We start from the raw sequence: 19,746 nt of genomic DNA on the forward strand, positions 1-19,746 counted from the left end.
AAAGGAGTCGCGGGTGTCCAGCTCCGACATCTTCATCGGCGAGACCATCGGTACCGCCATACTCATCCTGCTCGGCGGCGGCGTCTGTGCCGCCGTCACGCTGAAGGCCTCCAAGGCCCGTAACGCCGGCTGGCTCGCCATCACCTTCGGGTGGGGTTTCGCCGTACTGACGGCCGTGTACACCTCGGCGCCGCTCTCCGGCGCCCACCTCAACCCGGCCGTGACGCTCGCGATCGCCATCAAGGACGACGACTGGAGCAACGTCCCGGTCTACTGGGCCGGGCAGTTGCTCGGCGCCGCGATCGGCGCGGCCCTGGTCTGGGTCGCCTACTACGGCCAGTTCCACGCGCACCTCACCGACCGGGAGATCGTCGGCGGTCCGGGCGCGCAGGACACCGGCGTCAAGGCCGTCGAGGCCCAGGAGAAGGGCGCCGGCCCGGTGCTGGGCATCTTCTCCACCGGCCCCGAGATCCGGGTCGTGTGGCAGAACCTCGCCACCGAGATCATCGGCACCGTGGTGCTGGTGCTCGCCGTCCTCACGCAGGGCCTGAACGACAGCGGCAAGGGACTGGGCACCCTCGGAGCCCTGATCACCGCGCTCGTGGTGGTCTCGATCGGCCTGTCCCTCGGCGGCCCGACCGGCTACGCGATCAACCCGGCCCGTGACCTCGGTCCGCGCATCGTGCACGCCCTCCTGCCTCTGCCCAACAAGGGCGGCTCCGACTGGGGCTACGCCTGGATCCCGGTGGTGGGTCCGCTGATCGGCGGCGCCATCGCGGCAGGCATCTACAACGTCGCTTTTGCTTAGAGCACTCTTCGGACAGAGCACTCTTCGAAGCACTTGAGCAGCAGTAGAAGCAGACCCCATGACCACGGAACCCCTCAGGAGCACACAGTGACCGACGCCCACACCGCCGGGCCGTTCATCGCCGCCATCGACCAGGGCACCACCTCCAGCCGCTGCATCGTCTTCGACCGGGACGGCCGGATCGTCTCCGTCGACCAGAAGGAGCACGAGCAGATCTTCCCCAAGCCGGGCTGGGTGGAGCACAACGCCACCGAGATCTGGACCAACGTCGAGGAGGTCGTCGCCTCCGCCATCGCGAAGGCCGGCATCACCCGCGACGACATCAAGGCCATCGGCATCACCAACCAGCGCGAGACCACTCTGCTCTGGGACAAGAACACCGGTGAGCCCGTGCACAACGCCATCGTCTGGCAGGACACCCGCACCGACGCCCTGTGCCGCGAACTCGGCCGCAACGTCGGCCAGGACCGCTTCCGCCGCCAGACCGGCCTCCCCCTGGCCTCCTACTTCGCCGGTCCGAAGGCCCGCTGGCTGCTGGACAACGTCGAGGGCCTGCGGGAGCGCGCCGAGGCCGGCGACATCCTCTTCGGCACCATGGACAGCTGGGTCATCTGGAACCTGACCGGCGGCGTCGACGGCGGCCGGCACGTCACCGACGTCACCAACGCCTCCCGCACCCTCCTGATGAACCTGCACACCCTGGAGTGGGACGAGAAGATCGCCGAGTCCATCGGCGTGCCGCTGGCGATGCTGCCCGAGATCCGCTCCTCCGCCGAGGTCTACGGCGAGATCACCGGCGGCAAGCTCGGCGACCTGCTCGGCGGCATCCCGGTCGCCTCCGCGCTCGGCGACCAGCAGGCGGCCCTGTTCGGCCAGACCTGTTTCGCCGAGGGCGAGGCCAAGTCGACGTACGGCACCGGCACGTTCATGCTGATGAACACCGGTGAGAAGATCATCAACTCGTACAGCGGGCTGCTGACCACCGTGGGCTACCGGATCGGCGACGACAAGCCGGTCTACGCCCTGGAGGGCTCGATCGCCGTCACCGGTTCGCTGGTGCAGTGGATGCGCGACCAGATGGGCCTGATCTCCACGGCCGCCGAGATCGAGACGCTGGCGCTGACGGTCGAGGACAACGGCGGCGCGTACTTCGTGCCGGCCTTCTCCGGCCTGTTCGCCCCGTACTGGCGCCCGGACGCCCGCGGGGTGATCGCCGGCCTGACCCGGTACGTGACGAAGGCGCACCTCGCGCGCGCCGTCCTGGAGGCCACGGCCTGGCAGACCCGTGAGATCAGCGACGCCATGACCAAGGACTCCGGCGTCGAGCTCACGGCCCTGAAGGTCGACGGCGGCATGACCTCCAACAACCTGCTGATGCAGACGCTCTCGGACTTCCTGGACGCGCCCGTGGTGCGTCCGATGGTCGCCGAGACCACCTGCCTCGGCGCCGCCTACGCCGCCGGTATCGCCGTCGGCTTCTGGACCAGCACCGACGAGCTGCGCGCCAACTGGCGGCGGGCCGCCGAGTGGACCCCCCGCATGGACGCGGACACCCGCGACCGTGAGTACAAGAGCTGGCTCAAGGCCGTCGAGCGGACCATGGGCTGGATCGAAGACGAAAGCTGACGAGGAGTAAGAACCCGAAATGACCAGTCAGTCCACCCTGCAGTCCGTACCTGCCCTCGGTACGCGCCCGGCCTTCGGCTCGAATCCGAGCCGAGCCGAGACCCGGGAGCAGCTCTCCAAGGCGGCGTACGACCTTCTCGTCATCGGCGGCGGCATCCTGGGCATCTCCACCGCCTGGCACGCCGCGCAGTCCGGCCTGCGGGTGGCCCTGGTCGACGCCGGCGACTTCGCCGGTGCCACCTCCTCCGCCTCCTCCAAGCTGCTCCACGGCGGTCTGCGCTACCTGCAGACCGGCGCGGTGAAGCTGGTGGCGGAGAACCACTTCGAGCGCCGTGCGGTCTCCCGTCAGGTGGCCCCCCACCTGGCGAACCCGCTCACGTTCTACCTCCCCGTGTACAAGGGCGGGCCGCACGGCGCGGCGAAGCTCGGGGCGGGCGTCTTCGCCTACTCCGCGCTGTCGGCGTTCGGTGACGGCGTGGGCCACCTGCTGAGCCCGTCGAAGGCCGCGCGGGACGTGCCCGAGCTGCGCACCGAGAACCTCAAGGCCGTGGCCGTGTACGGCGACGACCAGATGAACGACGCGCGCATGGCGCTGATGACGGTCCGCGCGGCCGTCGAGGCGGGCGCGGTGGTGCTGAACCACGCCGAGGTGAGCGGCCTGCGCTTCACCGGCGGCCGGGTGACCGGCGCCGAGCTGCGTGACCGCCTCTCCGGTGACGAGTTCGGCGTGAACGCCCGCCTCGTGCTGAACGCCACCGGCCCCTGGGTCGACCACCTGCGCAGGATGGAGGACCCGGACGCGGCCCCGTCGATCCGGCTGTCCAAGGGCGCGCACCTGGTCCTGAAGCGCACCTCCCCCTGGAAGGCCGCGCTGGCGACCCCGATCGACAAGTACCGGATCACCTTCGCCCTCCCGTGGGAGGACATGCTGCTGCTCGGCACCACCGACGAGGAGTACGAGGGCGACCCGGCGGACGTCGCCGTCACCGAGAAGGACACCGCCCAGATACTCGACGAGGCCGCGTTCTCCATCCGCGACCAGCAGCTGGACCGGGACCTCATCACGTACGCGTTCGCCGGTCTGCGGGTGCTGCCGGGCGGCCCCGGCAGCACGGCGAAGGCCAAGCGCGAGACGGTGGTGACCGAGGGCCGGGGCGGGATGCTGTCGGTCGCGGGCGGCAAGTGGACCACCTTCCGGCACATCGGCCGTACGGTGATGAAGAAGCTGGAGGCGCTGCCGGGCCACCCGCTGGGCGACGACTTCGAGCCGGTCGCCTCGCTGCCGAAGAAGCTGCCGCTGCCCGGTGTCGCCAATCCGCGCGCCATCGCCCACCGGCTGCTGGTCGACAACCCGGCGTCCGGCCCGCGCATGGCGCCGGACACGGCCAGGCACCTGGCCACGCACTACGGTTCGCTGGCCCTCGACATCGCCCGGCTGGCCAACGAGAGCCCCGAGCTCGGCGAGCGGGTCCACCCGGACGCCCCGGAGATCTGGGCCCAGGTCGTCTACGCCCGCGACAACGAGTGGGCCCAGACGCCGGACGACGTGCTGCGCCGCCGGACCACGCTGACGATCCGGGGTCTGGCGACCGACGAGGTCCGCGCGAAGGTGGGGGACCTGCTCGACAAGAAGTAGGCGGCGAAGCAGGCCGTACGACGCCGAAGGGGCGGCTCCACGCCGGCGGAGCCGCCCCTTCGGCGTGCCCGGTCGGGCGGATCCGGCCCGCTGACCGGCAGACGGTTCAGGTGAGGGACTCCACAACCTCGCGTACGGCGGTGACGTCGTCCAGCTCCCGCCGGCGCACGATCAGTTCCCGCCCCAGCAGCAGCGCCCGCCGGGACGCCGGGACGGGGTCCGCCAGGGTCGTCAGGTCCGACAGGTGGGCGAAACCGATGACGCGGCGGACGATCTCCGTGCCGGCGTAGCCGACGGAGTCCGTCCAGACGCGGCGCAGGAAGCGGTCGAGGTAGGCGTCGTCGAAGAAGGCGTCGACGCGGGTGGGCCACAGACGGCGGAACTCCGCCTCGAACGCCTCCCAGCACAGGCGGAGTTGGCCGGCGTGGTCGGACAGTGTGCCGAGCGAACGGGCCCGTTCCTCCGACACCAGGGCGTTGGCCCAGTACAGGCCGAGGTCGAAGCCGATCGGGCCGACGAAGGAGAACTCCGGGTCGAAGACCCGGACTACCGGGGCTCCCTGACGTTCCCCGACCATGACGCTGCCGGTGTGCAGGTCGCCGTGGAGGAGGGCCTGGGCGCTGGTCATGAACGTGTGGCGGAGGTCGGCCACCTCGGTGCGCAGCCGGGTGTCGGCGCGGAACTCGGCGGCCAGGTCGTCCAGTCGCGGATGCCAGTGGTTGTGCTCGTGCTCGACGTACGGCTCGGACAGCACCACGTCTTCGGTGATCTTGCACAGCTCCGGGCTGACGGAGGCCGCGATCAGGGCCTTGCGTTCGGCGGAGGGCATCCCGAAGTCGCTGGTGCTGAAGGAGAGCCGGGCGACCAGTTCGCCGATCCGCGCGGAGGTGTGGGGACCGTAGGACGCGCCCTCGTTCAGGAGCGTGCGCAGGACCTCCAGGTCGGACATGTCCTCCATGACGAGGGCGTGGTTCTCGGGGTCGTAGCCGTGGACCGCCGGGATCTCGTCGGGGGCGACCTCGGCGATCCGCTCGTACGCCCGTGCCTCGGCGTCGGCGCGGTCGGGGCTCATCGGCCAGGACGGGCCCGCGACCCGGACCCAGGGCAGGGCCTGCTTGACGGCGAGGCGGCGGGTGCCGTCGGCGGAGCCGGCCAGGAAGACCCGGTTCATGTTGCCGTCGGAGACCTCGCGGACGTGGATGCCGCCGGCGTGGTCCCAGTGGCCCCGCTCGCGCAGGTAGCCGGGGATGTCGTCGGTCTCCAGGATGCGGTAGCCCATGGCTCGTGAACTCCCTTATGCGGTACGGCGCTTGGACAGGGTGAAGCTGAAGACCAGGGCGAGGATGAGAACCGCGCCCTCGACGACGTCCTGGGTGTAGTACGGCAGGCCCTTGATGGTCAGGCCGGTGGTGATGATGCCGATCAGCACCGCGCCCAGCGCCGTGCCCCAGACATTGGGGCGCCCGCGGCCCAGCACCGACGTGCCGACCAGCGCCACCGCGACCGCCTCCAGCAGCTGGGAGGTACCGGCCGACACGTCGCCCTGCCCGATGCGGGACGCCAGGATCAGGCCGCCGACGGAGGCGAGGACACCGGACAGGACGTAGGCGAGGGCCCGGTAGGCGCCGACGCGGATGCCGGCCAGCCGGGACGCCTCGGGGTTGGCGCCGATGGCGTACAGCACGCGGCCCCAGCGGGTGCGGGCGAGGAAGACCCAGGCGACGACGGTCAGACCGCCGAAGACCAGCACGGAGACCGGGATGCCGAGGACCGTGCCGCGGTCGATGCGCAGGAACCCGGCGGTGAACCTGCCGGGGGCCGTCGATCCGTCGGACATCGTCATGCCGGGGGTGATGGACTGGCCGTCGACCAGGATGAGCTTGCTGCCCTGGATCACGAACATGGTGCCGAGGGTGGCCAGCATGTCGGGGATCTTCAGGACGACGATCAGGAGGGCGTTCAGCAGGCCCGCCAGCGCGCCCGCCGCCAGCACCGCGAGGATCGCGACCGTGCCGACCTGGTTGAAGACGACCATCGTCTGGGCGGCGACCGAGACCCCGAGGCCGGCGACCGCGCCCACCGACATGTCCATCCCGCCGACGGCCATGGTGAGGGTGACACCCAGGCCGAGGATGGCGGCGACGGAGACATAGCGGAGGGTGTCGAGAAGGGTCGCCGACTCGCGGAAGGACCCCTCGCTCAGCGCGAAGTACGCGAACAGCGCGACCGTGACGAAGATGAAGCCGTACTTGATCACGGCGTTCTGGACGCGCACGGCGGTGGAGGCCGCGGGCGGGAGCGCCGCCTTGACGGGGACCTCGGTGCTCTGCGTGGTGGTCATGAGGTGCCTGTGGTGTTCATGAGGTGCCTGTGGTGGTCATGGGGTGTTCTTCCTCGGCGGCGGGTGTCGGAGGGACTCAGACGGAGACGGCGATGGTCTGGATCACGCGGTCGCGTTCCGCGTCCTCGCCGTACGCGTCGAGGCGGACCTCGCCGGCCGCGAGGACGACGACCCGGTCGGCGACCTCCAGGACCTCGTCGACGTCGGCGGACAGGACGAGCACGGCGGCGCCCTCGGCGGCCAGGGAACGGGCGCGGCGGCCGATGTCCCGGCGGGCGCCGATGTCCACACCTCGGAACGGCTCGTCCAGGATGAGGACGCGTGGGGTCTTCGCGAGCCAGCGGCCGACGACGACCTTCTGCTGGTTGCCGCCGGACAACTCCTCCACGGTGCTGTGCTCGTCGCGGGCGACGACACCGAGGGCGTCGATGGCCTCGCGGCCCTGGGCGTCCTCGCGGGAGCGGCTCACGAGTCCGGCCCTCGACAGGGACTTGAGGAACGGCAGCGAGATGTTCCGCGCCACCGACCAGCCGGGGACGAGGGCGTCGGCGTGCCGGTCCTCGGGGACCAGGTGGATCCCGCCGCGGATGGCGTCGGCGGGGCGGCGGGGTTCGTAGGGCTTGCCGTCGAGCTCGACCGTGCCCTCCGGGAACGGTTCCGCGCCGAACAGGCCGCGTGCCAGCTCGGTCTTTCCGGCACCCAAGAGACCCACCACGCCGGTGACTTCGCCGGTTCGGAGGTCGAGGTCGAGCGGCGCTCGGCCCTCAAGGAGACGGACGCCCCGCAGGGAGAGGACGACGTCTCCCCGATCGCCCTGCCGGACCGGGCGGGCCGTCGTCGCCTCCTGCGCCTGGGCGAGCATCGCGCGCAGCGCGGCGTCCCAGTCGAAGGGCTTGGTCTGGTCCCCGGTGAGACGGCCGTCCCGCAGGACGACCAGACGGTCGGCGAGCGCGTCGATCTCGCCGAGACGGTGGGAGACGTAGAGGACCGCGATGCCGTCGTCCCGCATCCTCTCGACGAGCGCGAAGAGCCGTTCCGCCTCGGCCGCCGACAGCGCCGAGGTCGGCTCGTCGAGGATCAGCAGGCGGGGGCGGGTGGCCAGCGCTCGGGCGAGGATCAGCAACTGGCGGTCGGAGATGCCGAGTTCGGTGACGTCCTTCCTGAGCAGCGAGTCGTTCCAGCCGAGGCCGAGGGACGACTGGATCTCACGGGCGCGGGCGAGGACCCGCCCGCCGTTCACGAACGGGTTCCCGCGCCGCTGCGCCAGCTCCTCGAAGACCAGGTTCTCGGCGACGGTCAGGCCGGGAACGATGCCTTCGGAGATACGCTGGTGCACGGTCTGGATGCCCAACTGCCGTGCGGCGAGAGGGGTGTTGAGGGATACCGGCTTGCCGTCCACCCGTACCTCTCCCCCATGGCCCGCGTGCACGCCGGACAGGATCTTGATCAGCGTCGACTTGCCGGCCCCGTTCGCGCCGAGCAGCGCGACCACGCTGCCCGGGGCGATGTCGAGCGAGACACCGGCGAGGACCGTCTTGCCCCCGAAGGCCATGCTGACGTCGGTGAGCCCGACGGCCGCAGGCGCCGTCGGCGCCGCTGAAACAGGATCAGTGGGCGACATTGGAGATCCAGTCCGCGGTGCTGACCTTGGACAGGTTCAGCGCGGGCAGCGCCTCGCGCAGCTGGTCCATGTTCTCGATCTTCTTCTCGCGCAGGAAGTCCTGGGTGATGGCGACGGCCGGGAAGGAGACCGTGTTCTTGTTCAGCTCGCCGGCCAGCTCCAGCGCGGTCGTACGGACGACGGCGGCGCCGACCGCGGACGGGTCGGTGCCCGCCGTGGCGACCCACGGGCTGTCCGCGGCCGTCATGTTCTGGATGTCGGCGTTGGAGACGTCGGCGCCGAAGACCTTCACCTTGTCCTGGAGCTTCTTGTTCTGCACGGCGAGGACGGCGCCCTTGGCGAGCTCGTCGTAGGGGGCGAACACGCCGGCCACGTCCGGGTGCTGGGTCAGCGCGGCGGAGACGAGGGGCACGTTGTCGGTGGCCGTGGAGTCGGTGACCTTGCCGACCTTGAACTCCTGCTTCCAGCCCTGCGCGTCGGCCGTCTTCCTCCAGACGCTGTCGCGCTTGTCGAGGGCGGCGTAACCGGCGACGTTGACATAGCCGACCTTGGCGTCCTTGCCGACCTCCTTCGCCATCACGTCGAGAACGGCCTGGGCCATGCTGGCGTCGTCCTGCTCGGTGCTGACCACGCCCTCGGTCGAGGTCTCGACGTCGTAGACGACGACCTTGATGCCCTTCTTCACGGCCTTGTCGATCTCCGGCTGGATGGTCGCCGGGAAGCCGTGGTCGATGATGATCGCCTTGGCGCCGGAATTGATGGCCGAGGACAGGTCGGTGGCCTGCTTGGCGTTGTCGGCCTGGGCGTCGTACACGGTCAAATCGATGCCGAGAGCCTTGGCCTGCGCCTTCGCGCCGTTGCCCCACTGCTCGAAGTAGTCACCGGCGCCGCTCTGCCGCACGAGGGCCACCTTGACCGCGCCCCCGCTGAACGGCGCCGGCTTCTTGCCGGTGGCGGCCGCGGCCGGCGCGGCCGAGTCGGCCGAGCCGTCGGTGGCCTTCGACGCGTCCGTGGACTGGGAGCAGCCCGCGAGCAGGAGGGCACAGACGGAGGCCAGCGAGAGCGCGGCGAGGGGAACGCGGGTACGGGACATGAGGGCTCCAGGTGCGGTGACGCGAGGGGAGGAGGCGAGGAAGGGAGGAGTGCTTGAACCCGGAGCGGGGACAGGATCGAGCCACCGCGAGGGAGGCGGTGAACAGCGGTGAACACCGCGTGCGTCGGGACGCGTCGGGGCTCCGGATGAGGTCAGCGACAGCGGGCTGTGGTCGACCGGAGCAAGTCCACGTACAGCCGCCGCACGAGCAGCAGCGTCTTCATACGCAGATGATGAGAACGATTTCAGCCACTCGTCAAAGGAACGGAAGCGGTTTCTCAGCACGTGAGACAACGACTACGTCACACCCGGCGGCCCCAGCCGCCGGAGTTACCATCACGGGACCGGCACCCGAACCGGCACAGTGAGGCCCCGATGACGACACCACGCGCGACGGCGCCGCGTATGCCCTGCATGCGGCGCTGTACCGGCGCGCGCTGTCGCGGCTGACCGGCTGTCCGCCGCCGTCCGCGCCGTTCGCCGCCACTCCCTCACCTCCTCCGTACGTCCGGTGATCGTCTCGACGTCCGGACATCCCTTCCAGACTCCCGGAGTTGCTTCCATGACCCTGCTGACGACCTGGCCCGAGTCCGGCCCCGAGTCCGTGGTCCGCCGTACCTCGGACCCCGCGGAGATCGCCGAGGCGCTCAAGCCGCTCGGTGTGCGCTACGAGCAGTGGCCGATCCGCGAGGACGTGCCGTTCGACGCCGACAGCGCGACGGTGTTCGCCGCGTACGGCCCGGAGATCGAGAAGCTGAACGCCCAGGAGGGCTTCACCACCGTCGACGTACTCGGCCTGCACCCCAGCGACGACCCGGAGTTCCCGGCGAGGGCGAAGGCCGCCCGGGAGAAGTTCCTCCAGGAGCACACGCACGACGACGATGACGAGGTCCGCTTCTTCGTCTCCGGCTCCGGCATCTTCTATCTGCACGCGAACGGCGAGGTGCACGCGGTCTTCTGCGAGAAGGGCGACCTGCTGGGCGTGCCGCGCGGCACCACGCACTGGTTCGACATGGGCACGAAGCCCTCGTTCACCGCGATCCGCTTCTTCCACGAGGAGGACGGCTGGATCGGCAGCTTCACCGGCTCCGCCATCGCCTCCCGCTTCCCGGACTACGACACGATCGCGGCCGGTTACGAGGCGGACAAGGCCACCGCGTGAACGTGAACGTGGGCGTGCACGGCCCGGGTCCGGGTTCGGGTCCGGATCCGGACCCGGGTCCGCGCTTCGACGTGGACGCCGTGGTGCTCGACATCGAGGGCACGACGAGCGCCACGGGGTTCGTGGTGGACGTGCTGTACCCGTACTCGCGCTCTCGTCTCGGAGCACTGCTGCGCGAGCGCAGCGGTGATCCGGCGGTGGCGCGGGCGGTCGCACAGGTGCGGGCGGAGATCGGTGAGCCGGACGCCGATGCCGTACGCGTCGAGAAGGCCCTCCACGCCTGGCTCGACGAGGATCGCAAGGCGACCCCGCTTAAAACCCTCCAGGGCATCATCTGGGCCGAGGGCTTCGCCCGCGGCGACCTCGTCTCGCACTTCTACGACGACGTCGTCCCGGCGCTGCGCGCGTGGCACGCGGCCGGCGTCCGGCTGTACGTCTACTCCTCCGGGTCGGTGGCGGCGCAGCGCGCGTGGTTCACCAGCAGCCCCAAGGGCGACCTGACGTCCCTCGTCTCGGGTCTGTACGACACCGAGAACGCGGGACCCAAACAGGAGCCGGAGTCCTACCGGCGGATCGCAAAGGCCACCGGCACCGCGCCCGAGCGGCTCCTCTTCCTCTCCGACCGGCCGGGCGAGCTGGACGCGGCCCGCGCCGCGGGCTGGCAGGCCGTCGGGATCCGGCGGCCCGGGGAGCCGTACTACGCACAGGGCGTCGGCGACCACGCGGAGGCCGGGACGTTCGACGAGATCACCCTCAGCACATCCGGGAGCAGCGCGTGACCACCGAGATCAGCACACTCGACCTGGAGGAGGCGGGGGCGGTGCTCGCCGCCGAGTCCGCCCGCTTCGCCTCGTTCGGCTGGATGCGGGGCACGTCCGGGAACCTGTCGGTAGTGCTCTCCCGCGACCCGCTGCGCCTCGCGGTGACCGCCAGCGGCCACGACAAGGGCGAACTGACGCCCGCGGACGTGGTGCTGGTCGACGGCCGGGGAGCGGCGGTGCGCGGCGGCAGGCCGTCCGCGGAGGCGGAGCTGCACGCGCGCGTGGCCGCGCTGACCGGTGCGGGCGCCGTGGTGCACGTGCACACGGTGGCGTCGGTGGCGATGGGCCGGCGGGAGCCGGGCGGGATCGTCCTGCGGGACCTGGAGATGCTCAAGGGCGTCGGCCAGCCCGCGCACGACGTGGAGGTGACCCTGCCGGTCATCACCAACAGCCAGGACATGAAGGTCCTCGGGGACCGTCTGGAGGCGGCCCGGGATCCGCGGATGCCGGCGGTGGTGGTGGCCGGGCACGGACTGTACGTGTGGGGCGATAACCCGCGGCAGGCCCGGCATCACACCGAAGTGGTGGAGTGGCTGCTGGAGCTGGAACTCACCCAGCGCTGACGGCACGTCAACGCGGCACGTCAGCGCGGAACACCAACGCGGCACGTCAGCGCGGAACGTCAGCGCGGCACGTCAGCGTGCGGCCCCGTCCGGGCGACCGGGCCGCGCGACCGCGGACGGGGCCGGCCGCAGGTGCTCCCCCGGCACCTGCCCCGCCGCGACCTCCAGCACCCCGCGCTCCGTCACCAGCGCCGTCACCAGCCGTCCCGGTGTCACGTCGAACGCCGGGTTGTGGCCGCGCGACGCGGCCGGGGCCGTGCGGACGCCCGCCCACTCCAGCACCTCGGACCCGTCGCGGAGTTCGATGGGGATGCCGGCGCCGGTCTTGGTCGCGAGGTCGACCGTGGTCGTGGGCGCCGCGACCAGGAACGGGATGCCGGCGTCCGCGCAGGCGAGGGCGACACCGACCGTGCCGACCTTGTTCGCGGTGTCCCCGTTGGCCGCGACGCGGTCGGCCCCGACGATGGCCGCGTCGACCTCGCCGCGCAGGATGGTGCCGGCCGCGGCCCCGTCCGCCTGGACGTAGTGCGGGATGCCCTCCTGGACGAGTTCCCAGGCGGTGAGGCGGGAGCCCTGGAGCAGCGGGCGGGTCTCGTCGGCGTACACGACCTCGACCAGGCCCCGGGCGTGCAGTTCGCGGACGATCCCGAGGGCCGTGCCCCAGCCGGCGGTGGCGAGCGCGCCCGTGTTGCAGTGCGTGAGCAGGCGCAGCGGCCGGTCGGCGCCGATCCGCGCCAGCAGCCAGTCGGCGCCGTACGCGCCCATCGCCCGGTTGGCCTCGACGTCCTCGCGCTGCACGGCGGCGGCCTCCTCCAGCACCGCGTCCAGGCCCGCGTCGAAGCGGGTCATGACCCGGTCCACGCACACCATGAGGTTGACGGCGGTGGGCCGGGCCTCCCGTATCCGGGCGACGGCCGCGCGCACCTGCCCGGCCGTCCAGCCCTCCCTCTCGCCCTGGATCAGCGCGAGCGCGACCCCGTAGGCCCCCGCGGCGCCGATCGCGGGCGCGCCGCGCACCACGAGCCGCTGGATGGCGTCCACCAGGGCGTCCACATCGTGAACGTGCACTGTCTCGGCGCGGTGTGGCAGCAGGGTCTGGTCGATCAGCGCCAGGCCGGTTCCGGTCCAGTCGACAGCACGCAACTCCTGGGACATGGCGGGGCACTCCTGATGTTCCGGTGGGTGTCCGCCACCGTACATGACCTGGCCGAACCACAGTTCGAGACAGCCGGGCGGGTGGCCGGAAAGGGGTGTTAAAGTCCAGCACCCAGCCCACGGGCCGAGACGAAGGAGGACGCATGCCGCTGACCAAGCGCCGCTTCCTCGACTTCGGCCGGTGCTGCGGCGACGGCTGTCGACGCTGAACCTTCCCTCCGCTCCGTCGCTCACCCTCACCCTCACACGCTCATCGTCGAGCGTTCCTCTCCGCATCCCGGAAGGTCCTCCGATGCCTCGCAGACACCGCCGTACCCTGCAACTCGCCGCCGCCGGCACGCTCCTGCTCACCGCGGTGACCGCGTGCAACGCCGCCGCCGAGAACGACACCTCCGACAGCGCGAGCGGCGGCAGCGGCCCGTCCTTCACCCTCGTCACGCCCGACGCCGTCGGCCAGAACGAGTTCCTGAAGCTCGCCGTCACCGGGATCGAGAACGCGGCGAAGCGGCACGACGGGACGCGGAAGGTGTACGAGTCCACGGACACCGCCTCCCAGCAGCAGAACGTGCAGGCCGCCGTGGACGCGAAGCCGGACGTCATCGTGCTGGTCGGCTTCGAGTTCGCCGACCTCGTGGCGCAGCAGGCGCAGAAGAACCCGAAGCAGCAGTTCCTGATCATCGACGCCTGCACGAGCAAGACGTATCCGAACGTCGGCTGCGCGGTCTTCCGCGAGCACGAGGGCGTCTACCTCGCGGGCGCCGAGGCGGGCCTGCTGAGCGAGAGCGGCAAGGTCGGCGCGGTGGACGTGCTGGACACGCCCCAGTTCCGCCGCTACAGCGACCCGTTCGCGGCCGGCGCCAAGGCGGTCGCGCCGAAGACGTCCACCAGCACCCGCTTCGTCGGCGGCCAGTCCCCCTTCGACGACTCGGCCCGCGCCAAGGAGCAGGCGAACTCGCTGCTCTCGCAGGGCTACGACCAGATCATGGCGGCCGCGGCGGCGGGCAACTACGGCGTCTTCGAGGCCGCGAAGGCCAAGGGCGCCTTCGCGTACGGCGTCGACGTCAACCAGTGCCCCTCGGCGCCCGGCACGGTCGTGGACAACGTCATCAAGCGCACGGACGTCGCCGTGGCCAAGGGCATCGAGACGGTCCTCGGCGGCAAGACGGGCACGACCGTCTCGTACGGCCTGAAGGAGGGCGGCATCAGCCTCACAGGCCTGGAGGACGACGTCGACTCCTCGAAGTGCGTGATCGCCGAGCACAAGGACGTCCTGACGAAGGTCGAGGCGCTGCGCGACCGGATCGTGTCCGGGAAGCTGACCGTCGATGACCCCGCCGCGAGCTGACACCGACGGCGTCGCGGTCGAACTCCGGGGCATCACCAAGCGGTTCCCCGGCACCCTCGCCAACGACGCCGTCGACCTGACCGTCCGCCACGGAGAGATCCACGCCCTGATGGGGGAGAACGGCGCGGGCAAGTCCACGCTCATGTCGGTGCTGTACGGCATGGAGCGCGCGGACGCCGGCTCGGTCCGGATCGACGGGCGCGAGGTGGCCTTCGCCAGTCCGGGCGACGCCATGGCCGCCGGGCTCGGCATGGTCCACCAGAGCTTCAAGCTGTTCGACTCGCTGACGGTCGCGGAGAACGTCGTGTACGCCGCCGAGCCGCGCCGCTTCGGTTTGGTGGACCGGGCCGCGGCCCGCCGCCGGGTGCGCGAGCTGGCCGCCGAGCACGGCCTCGCGGTCGACCCGGACGCCCGGGTCGGCGACCTCCCCCTCGGGCTGCGGCAGCGCGTGGAGATCCTCAAGCTGCTGCACCGCGGCGCCCGGACGCTCATCCTCGACGAGCCGACCGCGGTGCTCACGCCCGACGAGGCCGACGCGCTGTTCGCGGTGCTCAGGTCGCTGGCCGCCGAGGGCCGCGCGGTGATCCTCGTCACGCACAAGCTGCGCGAGGTGCTCGAAGGCAGCGACCGTGTGACCGTCCTGCGGGACGGCCGGGTCGTGGCCCGCCTGGTCACGGCGGAGACCTCCGCCGGCGAGATCGCGGCCGCGATGACCGGCCGCGCGGTCGAGCTGGACCGGGTGCACGCCCCCGGAACGCCGGGCGACGTGGTGCTGGACGTGGCGGGCCTGGCCACCGACGCGGTGCACGGCGTCGCACTCACCGTCCGCGCCGGGGAGATCGTCGGCATCGCGGGCGTCGCCGGCAACGGGCAGAGCGACCTGGTCGAGGCCCTGGCCGGGCTGCGGCCCACCAGCGCCGGCCGGGTCACACTCCAGGGCGAGGACATCACCCACGCCTCGGCCACCGAGCGCCGCGTCCGGGGCCTGGCGTACGTCCCCGAGGACCGGCACGCGGTGGGCACGGCCCCCGCGGCCTCGGTCGCGGACAACCTCGCGATGGGCCACCACCGTACGTCCCTGTCCTCCCGGGGCCTGCTGCCGCCCGCGGCCGTACGGGCCCACGCGCGGCGGCTGATCGAACGGTTCGGCGTCAAGGCGGCCACGCCCGAGGTGCCCGCCTCCGCGCTGTCCGGCGGCAATCTGCAGAAGCTGCTGATCGGCCGCGAACTCGCCCACGAAGCACCGTTGCTGCTGGTCGAGCAGCCGACGCGCGGAGTGGACATCGGTGCCGTCCAGAACATCCACGACCAGCTCATCGCCTACCGCGACGCCGGTCACGCCGTCCTCCTCGTCTCCGCCGAACTGAGCGAGATCCGCGGCCTCGCGGACCGGGTCCTGGTCATGTTCGAGGGCCGGGTCACGGCGACCTACACGAAGGACGAGGCCGACGAACGCACGCTGGGCCTCGCCATGGCGGGCGCGGACGTGCGGGCGGAGGCCGTGGACTGACATGAACGACCGGATATCGGGGGCCCTGCGCTCCCCCATCACCTTCTCCGTGCTCGCCGGGGTCCTCATCGGCGCGCTCTTCCTGGTCGGCACCGGCGCCGACCCGGTCGCCGCCTACGAGGCCGTCCTGACCGGTGCGCTGGGCGCCGACGGCATCGGCTCCACCCTGACCACCGGGACCAGCGTGCTCGGCATGGCGCTCGCGCTGGCGATCCCGCTGCGGGCCGGGCTCATCAACCTCGGCGGCGACGGGCAACTGGTGCTCGGCGGGATCAGCGCGGCCGTGACCGGCCTGTACTCACCGCTGCCCGCGCCGCTCACCGTCGTCCTGGCGTTGCTCGCGGGCATGGCCGCGGGCGCCGCCTACGCCGTCCTGGCCGCCCTGTGCGAGAACCACCTCGGTGTCCCGCTGCTGGTCAGCAGCCTCCTGCTCAGCTATCCGGCGGTCTCGCTGGCCTCCTACCTGGCGCGCTACCCGCTCAAGGAGCCGGGCTCCAGCCTGCCGCAGACGCGGTCGCTGCCCGACGGGGTGGCCCTGCCCGCGTTCGGCGACTCGACCGTGACGGCGGGCCTGCTGCTCGTCGTCCTCGCGGCGGCCGGGTACTGGTTCACCGACCGGCGCACGGCCTTCGGGTACGAGATCCGGATGACCGGCCTCAACGCGCGCTTCTCCGCCTACGCGGGCGTCGAACGCCGGGGCCTGACCCTGAGGCTGCTGTCCGTCTCGGGCGCGCTGGCCGGACTCGTGGGCGCGATCGGGGTGCTGAGCTTCCCGTACCGCTTCGTCGACGGCTCGCTCACCGCGCCCGGCTACACCTGGACCGGCCTGACGGCCGCGCTGCTGGCCACCGCGGCACCGCTCGGCACGGTGATCGCCTCGTTCTTCTTCGCCGTCCTCCAGGTCGGCGGCCTGGCGATGGAGCGCACCACCGAGGTGCCGCGCGAGCTGACGCAGGTGCTGCAGGCCGTCGTCATCGTGTTCCTCGCGGCCCGGCTGCGCCTGCCCGGCCGGTGGTTCACGAGGCGTTCCGAGGGAAACTCCGAGGAAGGCAGGGCCCTGTGATGTTCGTCGACTCCGATCTGCTGATGTCGGCGCTGCGCGCGCTGACGCCGATCCTGCTGGCGGCCCTCGGCGGGGCCCTGTGCGAGCGGGCCGGTGTGTTCAACATCGGCCTCGAAGGCATGATGCTGATGGGCTGCTTCACCGCCGTGGCCACCAGCTGGTTCACCGGCAGCCCCTGGCTCGGCGTGCTGGCGGCGGCGCTCGCGTCGGCCGCGTACGCACTGATCCTCGCGGTCGGAGCGGTGACGCTGCGCGGGGACGCGGTCGTCCTCGGCATCGCCATGAACCTGCTGGCCGTCGGCCTGACGAGCTTCCTGCTGCGGACGGTCTTCGGCGTACAGGGCACCTTCGACGATCCGGCGCTGACCGGCCTGCCCCTGGTCGGCGGCTTCTCCCCGCTCGCCTACCTGTCGTGGGCGGCCGTCGCGGTGGCCGCGCTGACGCTCTCCCGGCACGTGTGGGGGCTCAGGCTGCGCGGGGTCGGCGAGGCGCCGGACGCGGCGGCCACGCTCGGGGTCGGCCCGGCCGGGTACAAGTACGCGGCCATCCTCGTCTCGGGCGTCCTGTGCGGGCTGGCCGGCGCCCAGCTCGCCCTCGGCAACGTCACGTTGTTCAGCGAGAACATGACGGCCGGCCGCGGCTGGATCGCGGTCGTCGCGGTCATGCTCGGCCGTGCCGCGCCCGTCGGCGTCCTGCTCGCCGCACTGCTGTTCGGCCTCGCCGAGGCGGCCGGCTTCCGTCTCCAGGGCCTCGGCCTGCCCCAGCAGGCGACCGACGCCGCGCCGTACGTCGTCACGCTCGGCGCCCTCTTCCTCACGACGGCCCGCCGCCGTCGCCGTACCCGTCCTTCCGGAGCCGTCTGATGACCCAGGATCTGCTGCCCGTCACCCGCATACCGCGCACGGGGCTCCCGGCGCACGCGGTCGTCGTGGGAGACCCGGCGCGCGCGGCGGCCGTCGCCGCGCTGCTGGACGACGCCGAGGAGGTCTCGTACCACCGCGAATACCGGGTGTTCCGCGGGAGCTGGAAGGGCCTGCCGGTCGTCGTGGCCTCCCACGGGGTGGGCGCGCCGGGCGCGATCCTGCTCTTCCAGGAACTGGCGGACGCGGGGGTGCGCACCCTGGTGCGGTTCGGTACGGCGGGCGCGATGAAGCCCGGCATCGCCGACGGCGACCTCGTCATCGCGGAGGCGGCCGTCCGGGACGACGGGGTCACCCAGCAGCTGCTGCCGCCGGAGTATCCGGCGGTGTCCTCCCCCGAGGCGGTGTTCGCGCTCCAGCGCGCGGCCCGCGAGGCCGGCGCCCCGCACCACCGGGGCCTGGTGTGGACGCGGGCCGCGTTCCAGCCGGGGCTGATCCCGCTGTTCTCCTACGCCGGTGCCGGACTCGCCGCCATCGAGATGGAACTGTCCGCGCTGCTGGTCACCGCCTCCCTGCGCGGGCTCGTCGCGGGCGGCGTCCTCGTCGTGGACGGCGCGAACGCCGACGAACTCGTCGACGAGGACGCTCCGTTGTCGACCGGCGGGTACGACCCGCACCGGGAGGTCGTCGCGGCGGGCGTGGCGCGGGGCGCGGTCGTGGCGCTGGAGGCACTGCGGCTGCTGGCGGAGGAGTACCGGGCGTGACCATCGACCTGTTGGTGCACAGCGGTGACGTCCTGACGGTGGACGACGCCTCAACCGTCGTCCGGGGCGGGGCACTCGCCGTCCACGGCGGGGAGATCCTCGCCGTCGGACCGGCCGAGGAGCTGAGGGCGCGGTTCACGGCCGCCGAGTCACTGGACGCCGAGGGCTGTCTCGTCCTGCCGGGCCTGGTCAACGCCCACACCCACCTCGCCATGACCCTGCTGCGCGGCCGCGCCGACGACGTCACCCTCCAGGGCTTCCTGGAGCGGGTGATCGCCTGGGAGAGCGAGCTGCTGTCCCCGCGGAACGTGGCGGCGGCGGTGCGCCTCGCGGTGGCCGAGAGCGTACGGGCGGGCGTGACCTCGGCGCTCGACATGTACTGGTTCCACGAGGCGGCCGAAGAGGCAGCCCGGGAGGCGGGCTGGCGGCTGCACAGCGGGCCCACCTTCATGGACGTCCCCGACCCGGCCGACGGCATCGCCTACCCGGACCGGCTGGACTGGGCCCGCCGGGACCTGAGGGCCCGGGGCGCGGCACGCCCGGGCACCCGCCCGGTCCTGTTCGCGCACTCCACCTACACCCTCTCCCCGGCCCAGCTCACCGAGATCGCCGCGCTGGCCCGGGAGTTCGGGGCCCTGCTGCACCTGCACGCGGCGGAGAACGCCACCGAGGTCGCCACCGTCGAGGTGCGGTACGGCAGGCGCCCGGTCGAGCTGCTCGACTCGCTCGGGCTGCTCGGCCCCGACCTGCTGCTCGCGCACGCCGTGGACCTGACCGGGCCCGAGATCGCGGCGCTGGCCCGCACCGGCACGGCGGTCGCGCACTGTCCGGTGTCGAACCTGAAGCTGGGCTGCGGCATCGCGCCGGTGCCACGGCTGCTCGGCGCCGGGGTGACCGTCGCCCTGGGCACGGACGGGGCCGTCAGCTCGAACACGCTGGACGTGCTGGGGGCGGTGCGGCAGGCGGCGCTGGTGCACAAGGCGGGCGGCGACCCGACGGCGGTCGGCGCCGAGCAGGCCGTCCGGATGGCGACGATCGAGGGCGCGCGGGCGCTGGGGCTCGGGGAGCACCTGGGGTCGCTGGAGGCGGGCAAGCGGGCCGACCTGATCGTGCTCGACCTGTCCGCACCGCATCTGCGACCGCCGCACGACCCGTGGTCGACGCTGGCGTACGCGGCTCACTCGGCGGACGTACGGGACACCGTCGTCGACGGGCGGGTGCTGATGCGGGACCGGGCGCTGACGACGCTCGACGAGGCGGCGGTGATCGCCGGTCTGGAGGCGCTCGTCTGAACGGGCGCCATACTGTGGGCTGAGACATCCGATGTATCCACGCGGACCGCGCGGACGGGTCCGTGCCCGGTGTCTCGGCGTACGAC

Annotated in this window: 17 protein-coding genes; 12 read left to right on the top strand and 5 right to left on the bottom strand. The window is 72.0% G+C overall.

Annotated elements, in window-relative coordinates; all coding sequences use genetic code 11:
* Nucleotides 1-13: 13 nt before the first annotated feature.
* The 3 genes from ACWD0J_RS17275 (at nucleotide 14) to ACWD0J_RS17285 (ending at nucleotide 4,070) form a co-directional block, all read left to right on the top strand.
* Nucleotides 14-808: an MIP/aquaporin family protein gene (locus ACWD0J_RS17275; RefSeq protein ID WP_451496642.1), complete on the top strand. Its 795-nt coding sequence runs from the start codon at nucleotides 14-16 to the stop codon at nucleotides 806-808.
* Nucleotides 809-895: 87 nt separating this feature from the next.
* Nucleotides 896-2,434: a glycerol kinase GlpK gene (gene glpK / locus ACWD0J_RS17280; protein ID WP_451496643.1), complete on the top strand. Its 1,539-nt coding sequence runs from the start codon at nucleotides 896-898 to the stop codon at nucleotides 2,432-2,434.
* A gap of 19 nt (nucleotides 2,435-2,453) precedes the next feature.
* On the top strand, nucleotides 2,454-4,070 hold the full coding sequence (locus tag ACWD0J_RS17285) for an FAD-dependent oxidoreductase (protein ID WP_451496644.1): 1,617 nt from the start codon (nucleotides 2,454-2,456) through the stop codon (nucleotides 4,068-4,070).
* Between the two features lie 106 nt (nucleotides 4,071-4,176).
* On the opposite strand, the gene mtnK is transcribed toward ACWD0J_RS17285, so the two are convergent.
* The 4 genes from mtnK to ACWD0J_RS17305 form a co-directional block, all read right to left on the bottom strand.
* A complete protein-coding gene (gene mtnK, locus ACWD0J_RS17290; RefSeq protein ID WP_451496645.1) occupies nucleotides 4,177-5,349 on the bottom strand; it encodes an S-methyl-5-thioribose kinase in 1,173 nt (390 codons plus the stop codon).
* A 15-nt stretch (nucleotides 5,350-5,364) separates the two neighbouring features.
* The gene (locus ACWD0J_RS17295; protein ID WP_451496646.1) at nucleotides 5,365-6,411 is read right to left on the bottom strand and encodes an ABC transporter permease; all 1,047 of its coding nucleotides are present in this window, start codon (nucleotides 6,409-6,411) and stop codon (nucleotides 5,365-5,367) included.
* Between the two features lie 76 nt (nucleotides 6,412-6,487).
* On the bottom strand, nucleotides 6,488-8,032 hold the full coding sequence (locus tag ACWD0J_RS17300) for a sugar ABC transporter ATP-binding protein (RefSeq protein ID WP_451496647.1): 1,545 nt from the start codon (nucleotides 8,030-8,032) through the stop codon (nucleotides 6,488-6,490).
* Entirely contained in the window at nucleotides 8,019-9,125 is a 1,107-nt protein-coding gene (locus ACWD0J_RS17305) for a substrate-binding domain-containing protein (RefSeq protein WP_451496648.1), read from the bottom strand. Before ACWD0J_RS17305 ends, ACWD0J_RS17300 begins: the two co-directional genes overlap by 14 nt.
* A 562-nt stretch (nucleotides 9,126-9,687) precedes the next feature.
* On the opposite strand from ACWD0J_RS17305, the gene ACWD0J_RS17310 reads away from it, so the two are divergent.
* The 3 genes from ACWD0J_RS17310 (at nucleotide 9,688) to mtnB (ending at nucleotide 11,671) form a co-directional block, all read left to right on the top strand.
* On the top strand, nucleotides 9,688-10,287 hold the full coding sequence (locus ACWD0J_RS17310) for a 1,2-dihydroxy-3-keto-5-methylthiopentene dioxygenase (RefSeq protein ID WP_451496649.1): 600 nt from the start codon (nucleotides 9,688-9,690) through the stop codon (nucleotides 10,285-10,287).
* A gap of 71 nt (nucleotides 10,288-10,358) precedes the next feature.
* Entirely contained in the window at nucleotides 10,359-11,066 is a 708-nt protein-coding gene (mtnC, locus tag ACWD0J_RS17315; protein ID WP_451496680.1) for an acireductone synthase, read from the top strand.
* Nucleotides 11,063-11,671, top strand: a complete 609-nt coding sequence (gene mtnB / locus ACWD0J_RS17320; protein ID WP_451496650.1) for a methylthioribulose 1-phosphate dehydratase — start codon at nucleotides 11,063-11,065, stop codon at nucleotides 11,669-11,671. The genes mtnC and mtnB overlap by 4 nt, the downstream gene beginning before the upstream one ends.
* 72 nt (nucleotides 11,672-11,743) lie before the next feature.
* Here mtnB and mtnA read toward each other — a convergent pair whose 3' ends face one another.
* A complete protein-coding gene (gene mtnA / locus ACWD0J_RS17325; protein WP_451496651.1) occupies nucleotides 11,744-12,826 on the bottom strand; it encodes an S-methyl-5-thioribose-1-phosphate isomerase in 1,083 nt (360 codons plus the stop codon).
* 292 nt (nucleotides 12,827-13,118) lie between these two features.
* Between mtnA and ACWD0J_RS17330 the strand changes: the two genes are divergently transcribed.
* From ACWD0J_RS17330 to ACWD0J_RS17355, 6 genes are read left to right on the top strand one after another with little or no spacing between them, the layout of a single operon-like run.
* Entirely contained in the window at nucleotides 13,119-14,171 is a 1,053-nt protein-coding gene (locus ACWD0J_RS17330; RefSeq protein ID WP_451496652.1) for a BMP family ABC transporter substrate-binding protein, read from the top strand.
* Nucleotides 14,152-15,681, top strand: coding sequence for an ABC transporter ATP-binding protein (locus ACWD0J_RS17335; RefSeq protein ID WP_451496653.1), 1,530 nt, complete (start codon nucleotides 14,152-14,154; stop codon nucleotides 15,679-15,681). Before ACWD0J_RS17330 ends, ACWD0J_RS17335 begins: the two co-directional genes overlap by 20 nt.
* A 1-nt stretch (nucleotide 15,682) precedes the next feature.
* Entirely contained in the window at nucleotides 15,683-16,744 is a 1,062-nt protein-coding gene (locus ACWD0J_RS17340) for an ABC transporter permease (protein ID WP_451496654.1), read from the top strand.
* Nucleotides 16,744-17,607, top strand: a complete 864-nt coding sequence (locus ACWD0J_RS17345; protein ID WP_451496655.1) for an ABC transporter permease — start codon at nucleotides 16,744-16,746, stop codon at nucleotides 17,605-17,607. Before ACWD0J_RS17340 ends, ACWD0J_RS17345 begins: the two co-directional genes overlap by 1 nt.
* Nucleotides 17,607-18,368 (top strand): phosphorylase family protein, encoded by a 762-nt coding sequence (locus tag ACWD0J_RS17350; protein WP_451496656.1) that lies wholly within the window; start codon nucleotides 17,607-17,609, stop codon nucleotides 18,366-18,368. Before ACWD0J_RS17345 ends, ACWD0J_RS17350 begins: the two co-directional genes overlap by 1 nt.
* The gene (locus tag ACWD0J_RS17355; protein WP_451496657.1) at nucleotides 18,365-19,660 is read left to right on the top strand and encodes an amidohydrolase; all 1,296 of its coding nucleotides are present in this window, start codon (nucleotides 18,365-18,367) and stop codon (nucleotides 19,658-19,660) included. Before ACWD0J_RS17350 ends, ACWD0J_RS17355 begins: the two co-directional genes overlap by 4 nt.
* The last annotated feature ends 86 nt before the right edge of the window (nucleotides 19,661-19,746 follow it).

Source organism: Streptomyces sp. NPDC003011, assembly GCF_053591515.1.

Bases quoted from the DNA above. Each gene is read 5' to 3' on its own strand.
- ACWD0J_RS17285 (WP_451496644.1), top strand. From the start codon at position 2,454: ATGACCAGTCAGTCCACCCTGCAGTCCGTACCTGCCCTCGGTACGCGC.
- mtnK (WP_451496645.1), bottom strand. From the start codon at position 5,349: ATGGGCTACCGCATCCTGGAGACCGACGACATCCCCGGCTACCTGCGC.
- ACWD0J_RS17295 (WP_451496646.1), bottom strand. From the start codon at position 6,411: ATGACCACCACGCAGAGCACCGAGGTCCCCGTCAAGGCGGCGCTCCCG.
- ACWD0J_RS17300 (WP_451496647.1), bottom strand. From the start codon at position 8,032: ATGTCGCCCACTGATCCTGTTTCAGCGGCGCCGACGGCGCCTGCGGCC.
- ACWD0J_RS17305 (WP_451496648.1), bottom strand. From the start codon at position 9,125: ATGTCCCGTACCCGCGTTCCCCTCGCCGCGCTCTCGCTGGCCTCCGTC.
- ACWD0J_RS17310 (WP_451496649.1), top strand. From the start codon at position 9,688: ATGACCCTGCTGACGACCTGGCCCGAGTCCGGCCCCGAGTCCGTGGTC.
- mtnA (WP_451496651.1), bottom strand. From the start codon at position 12,826: ATGTCCCAGGAGTTGCGTGCTGTCGACTGGACCGGAACCGGCCTGGCG.
- ACWD0J_RS17330 (WP_451496652.1), top strand. From the start codon at position 13,119: ATGCCTCGCAGACACCGCCGTACCCTGCAACTCGCCGCCGCCGGCACG.
- ACWD0J_RS17335 (WP_451496653.1), top strand. From the start codon at position 14,152: ATGACCCCGCCGCGAGCTGACACCGACGGCGTCGCGGTCGAACTCCGG.
- ACWD0J_RS17340 (WP_451496654.1), top strand. From the start codon at position 15,683: ATGAACGACCGGATATCGGGGGCCCTGCGCTCCCCCATCACCTTCTCC.
- ACWD0J_RS17345 (WP_451496655.1), top strand. From the start codon at position 16,744: ATGTTCGTCGACTCCGATCTGCTGATGTCGGCGCTGCGCGCGCTGACG.
- ACWD0J_RS17350 (WP_451496656.1), top strand. From the start codon at position 17,607: ATGACCCAGGATCTGCTGCCCGTCACCCGCATACCGCGCACGGGGCTC.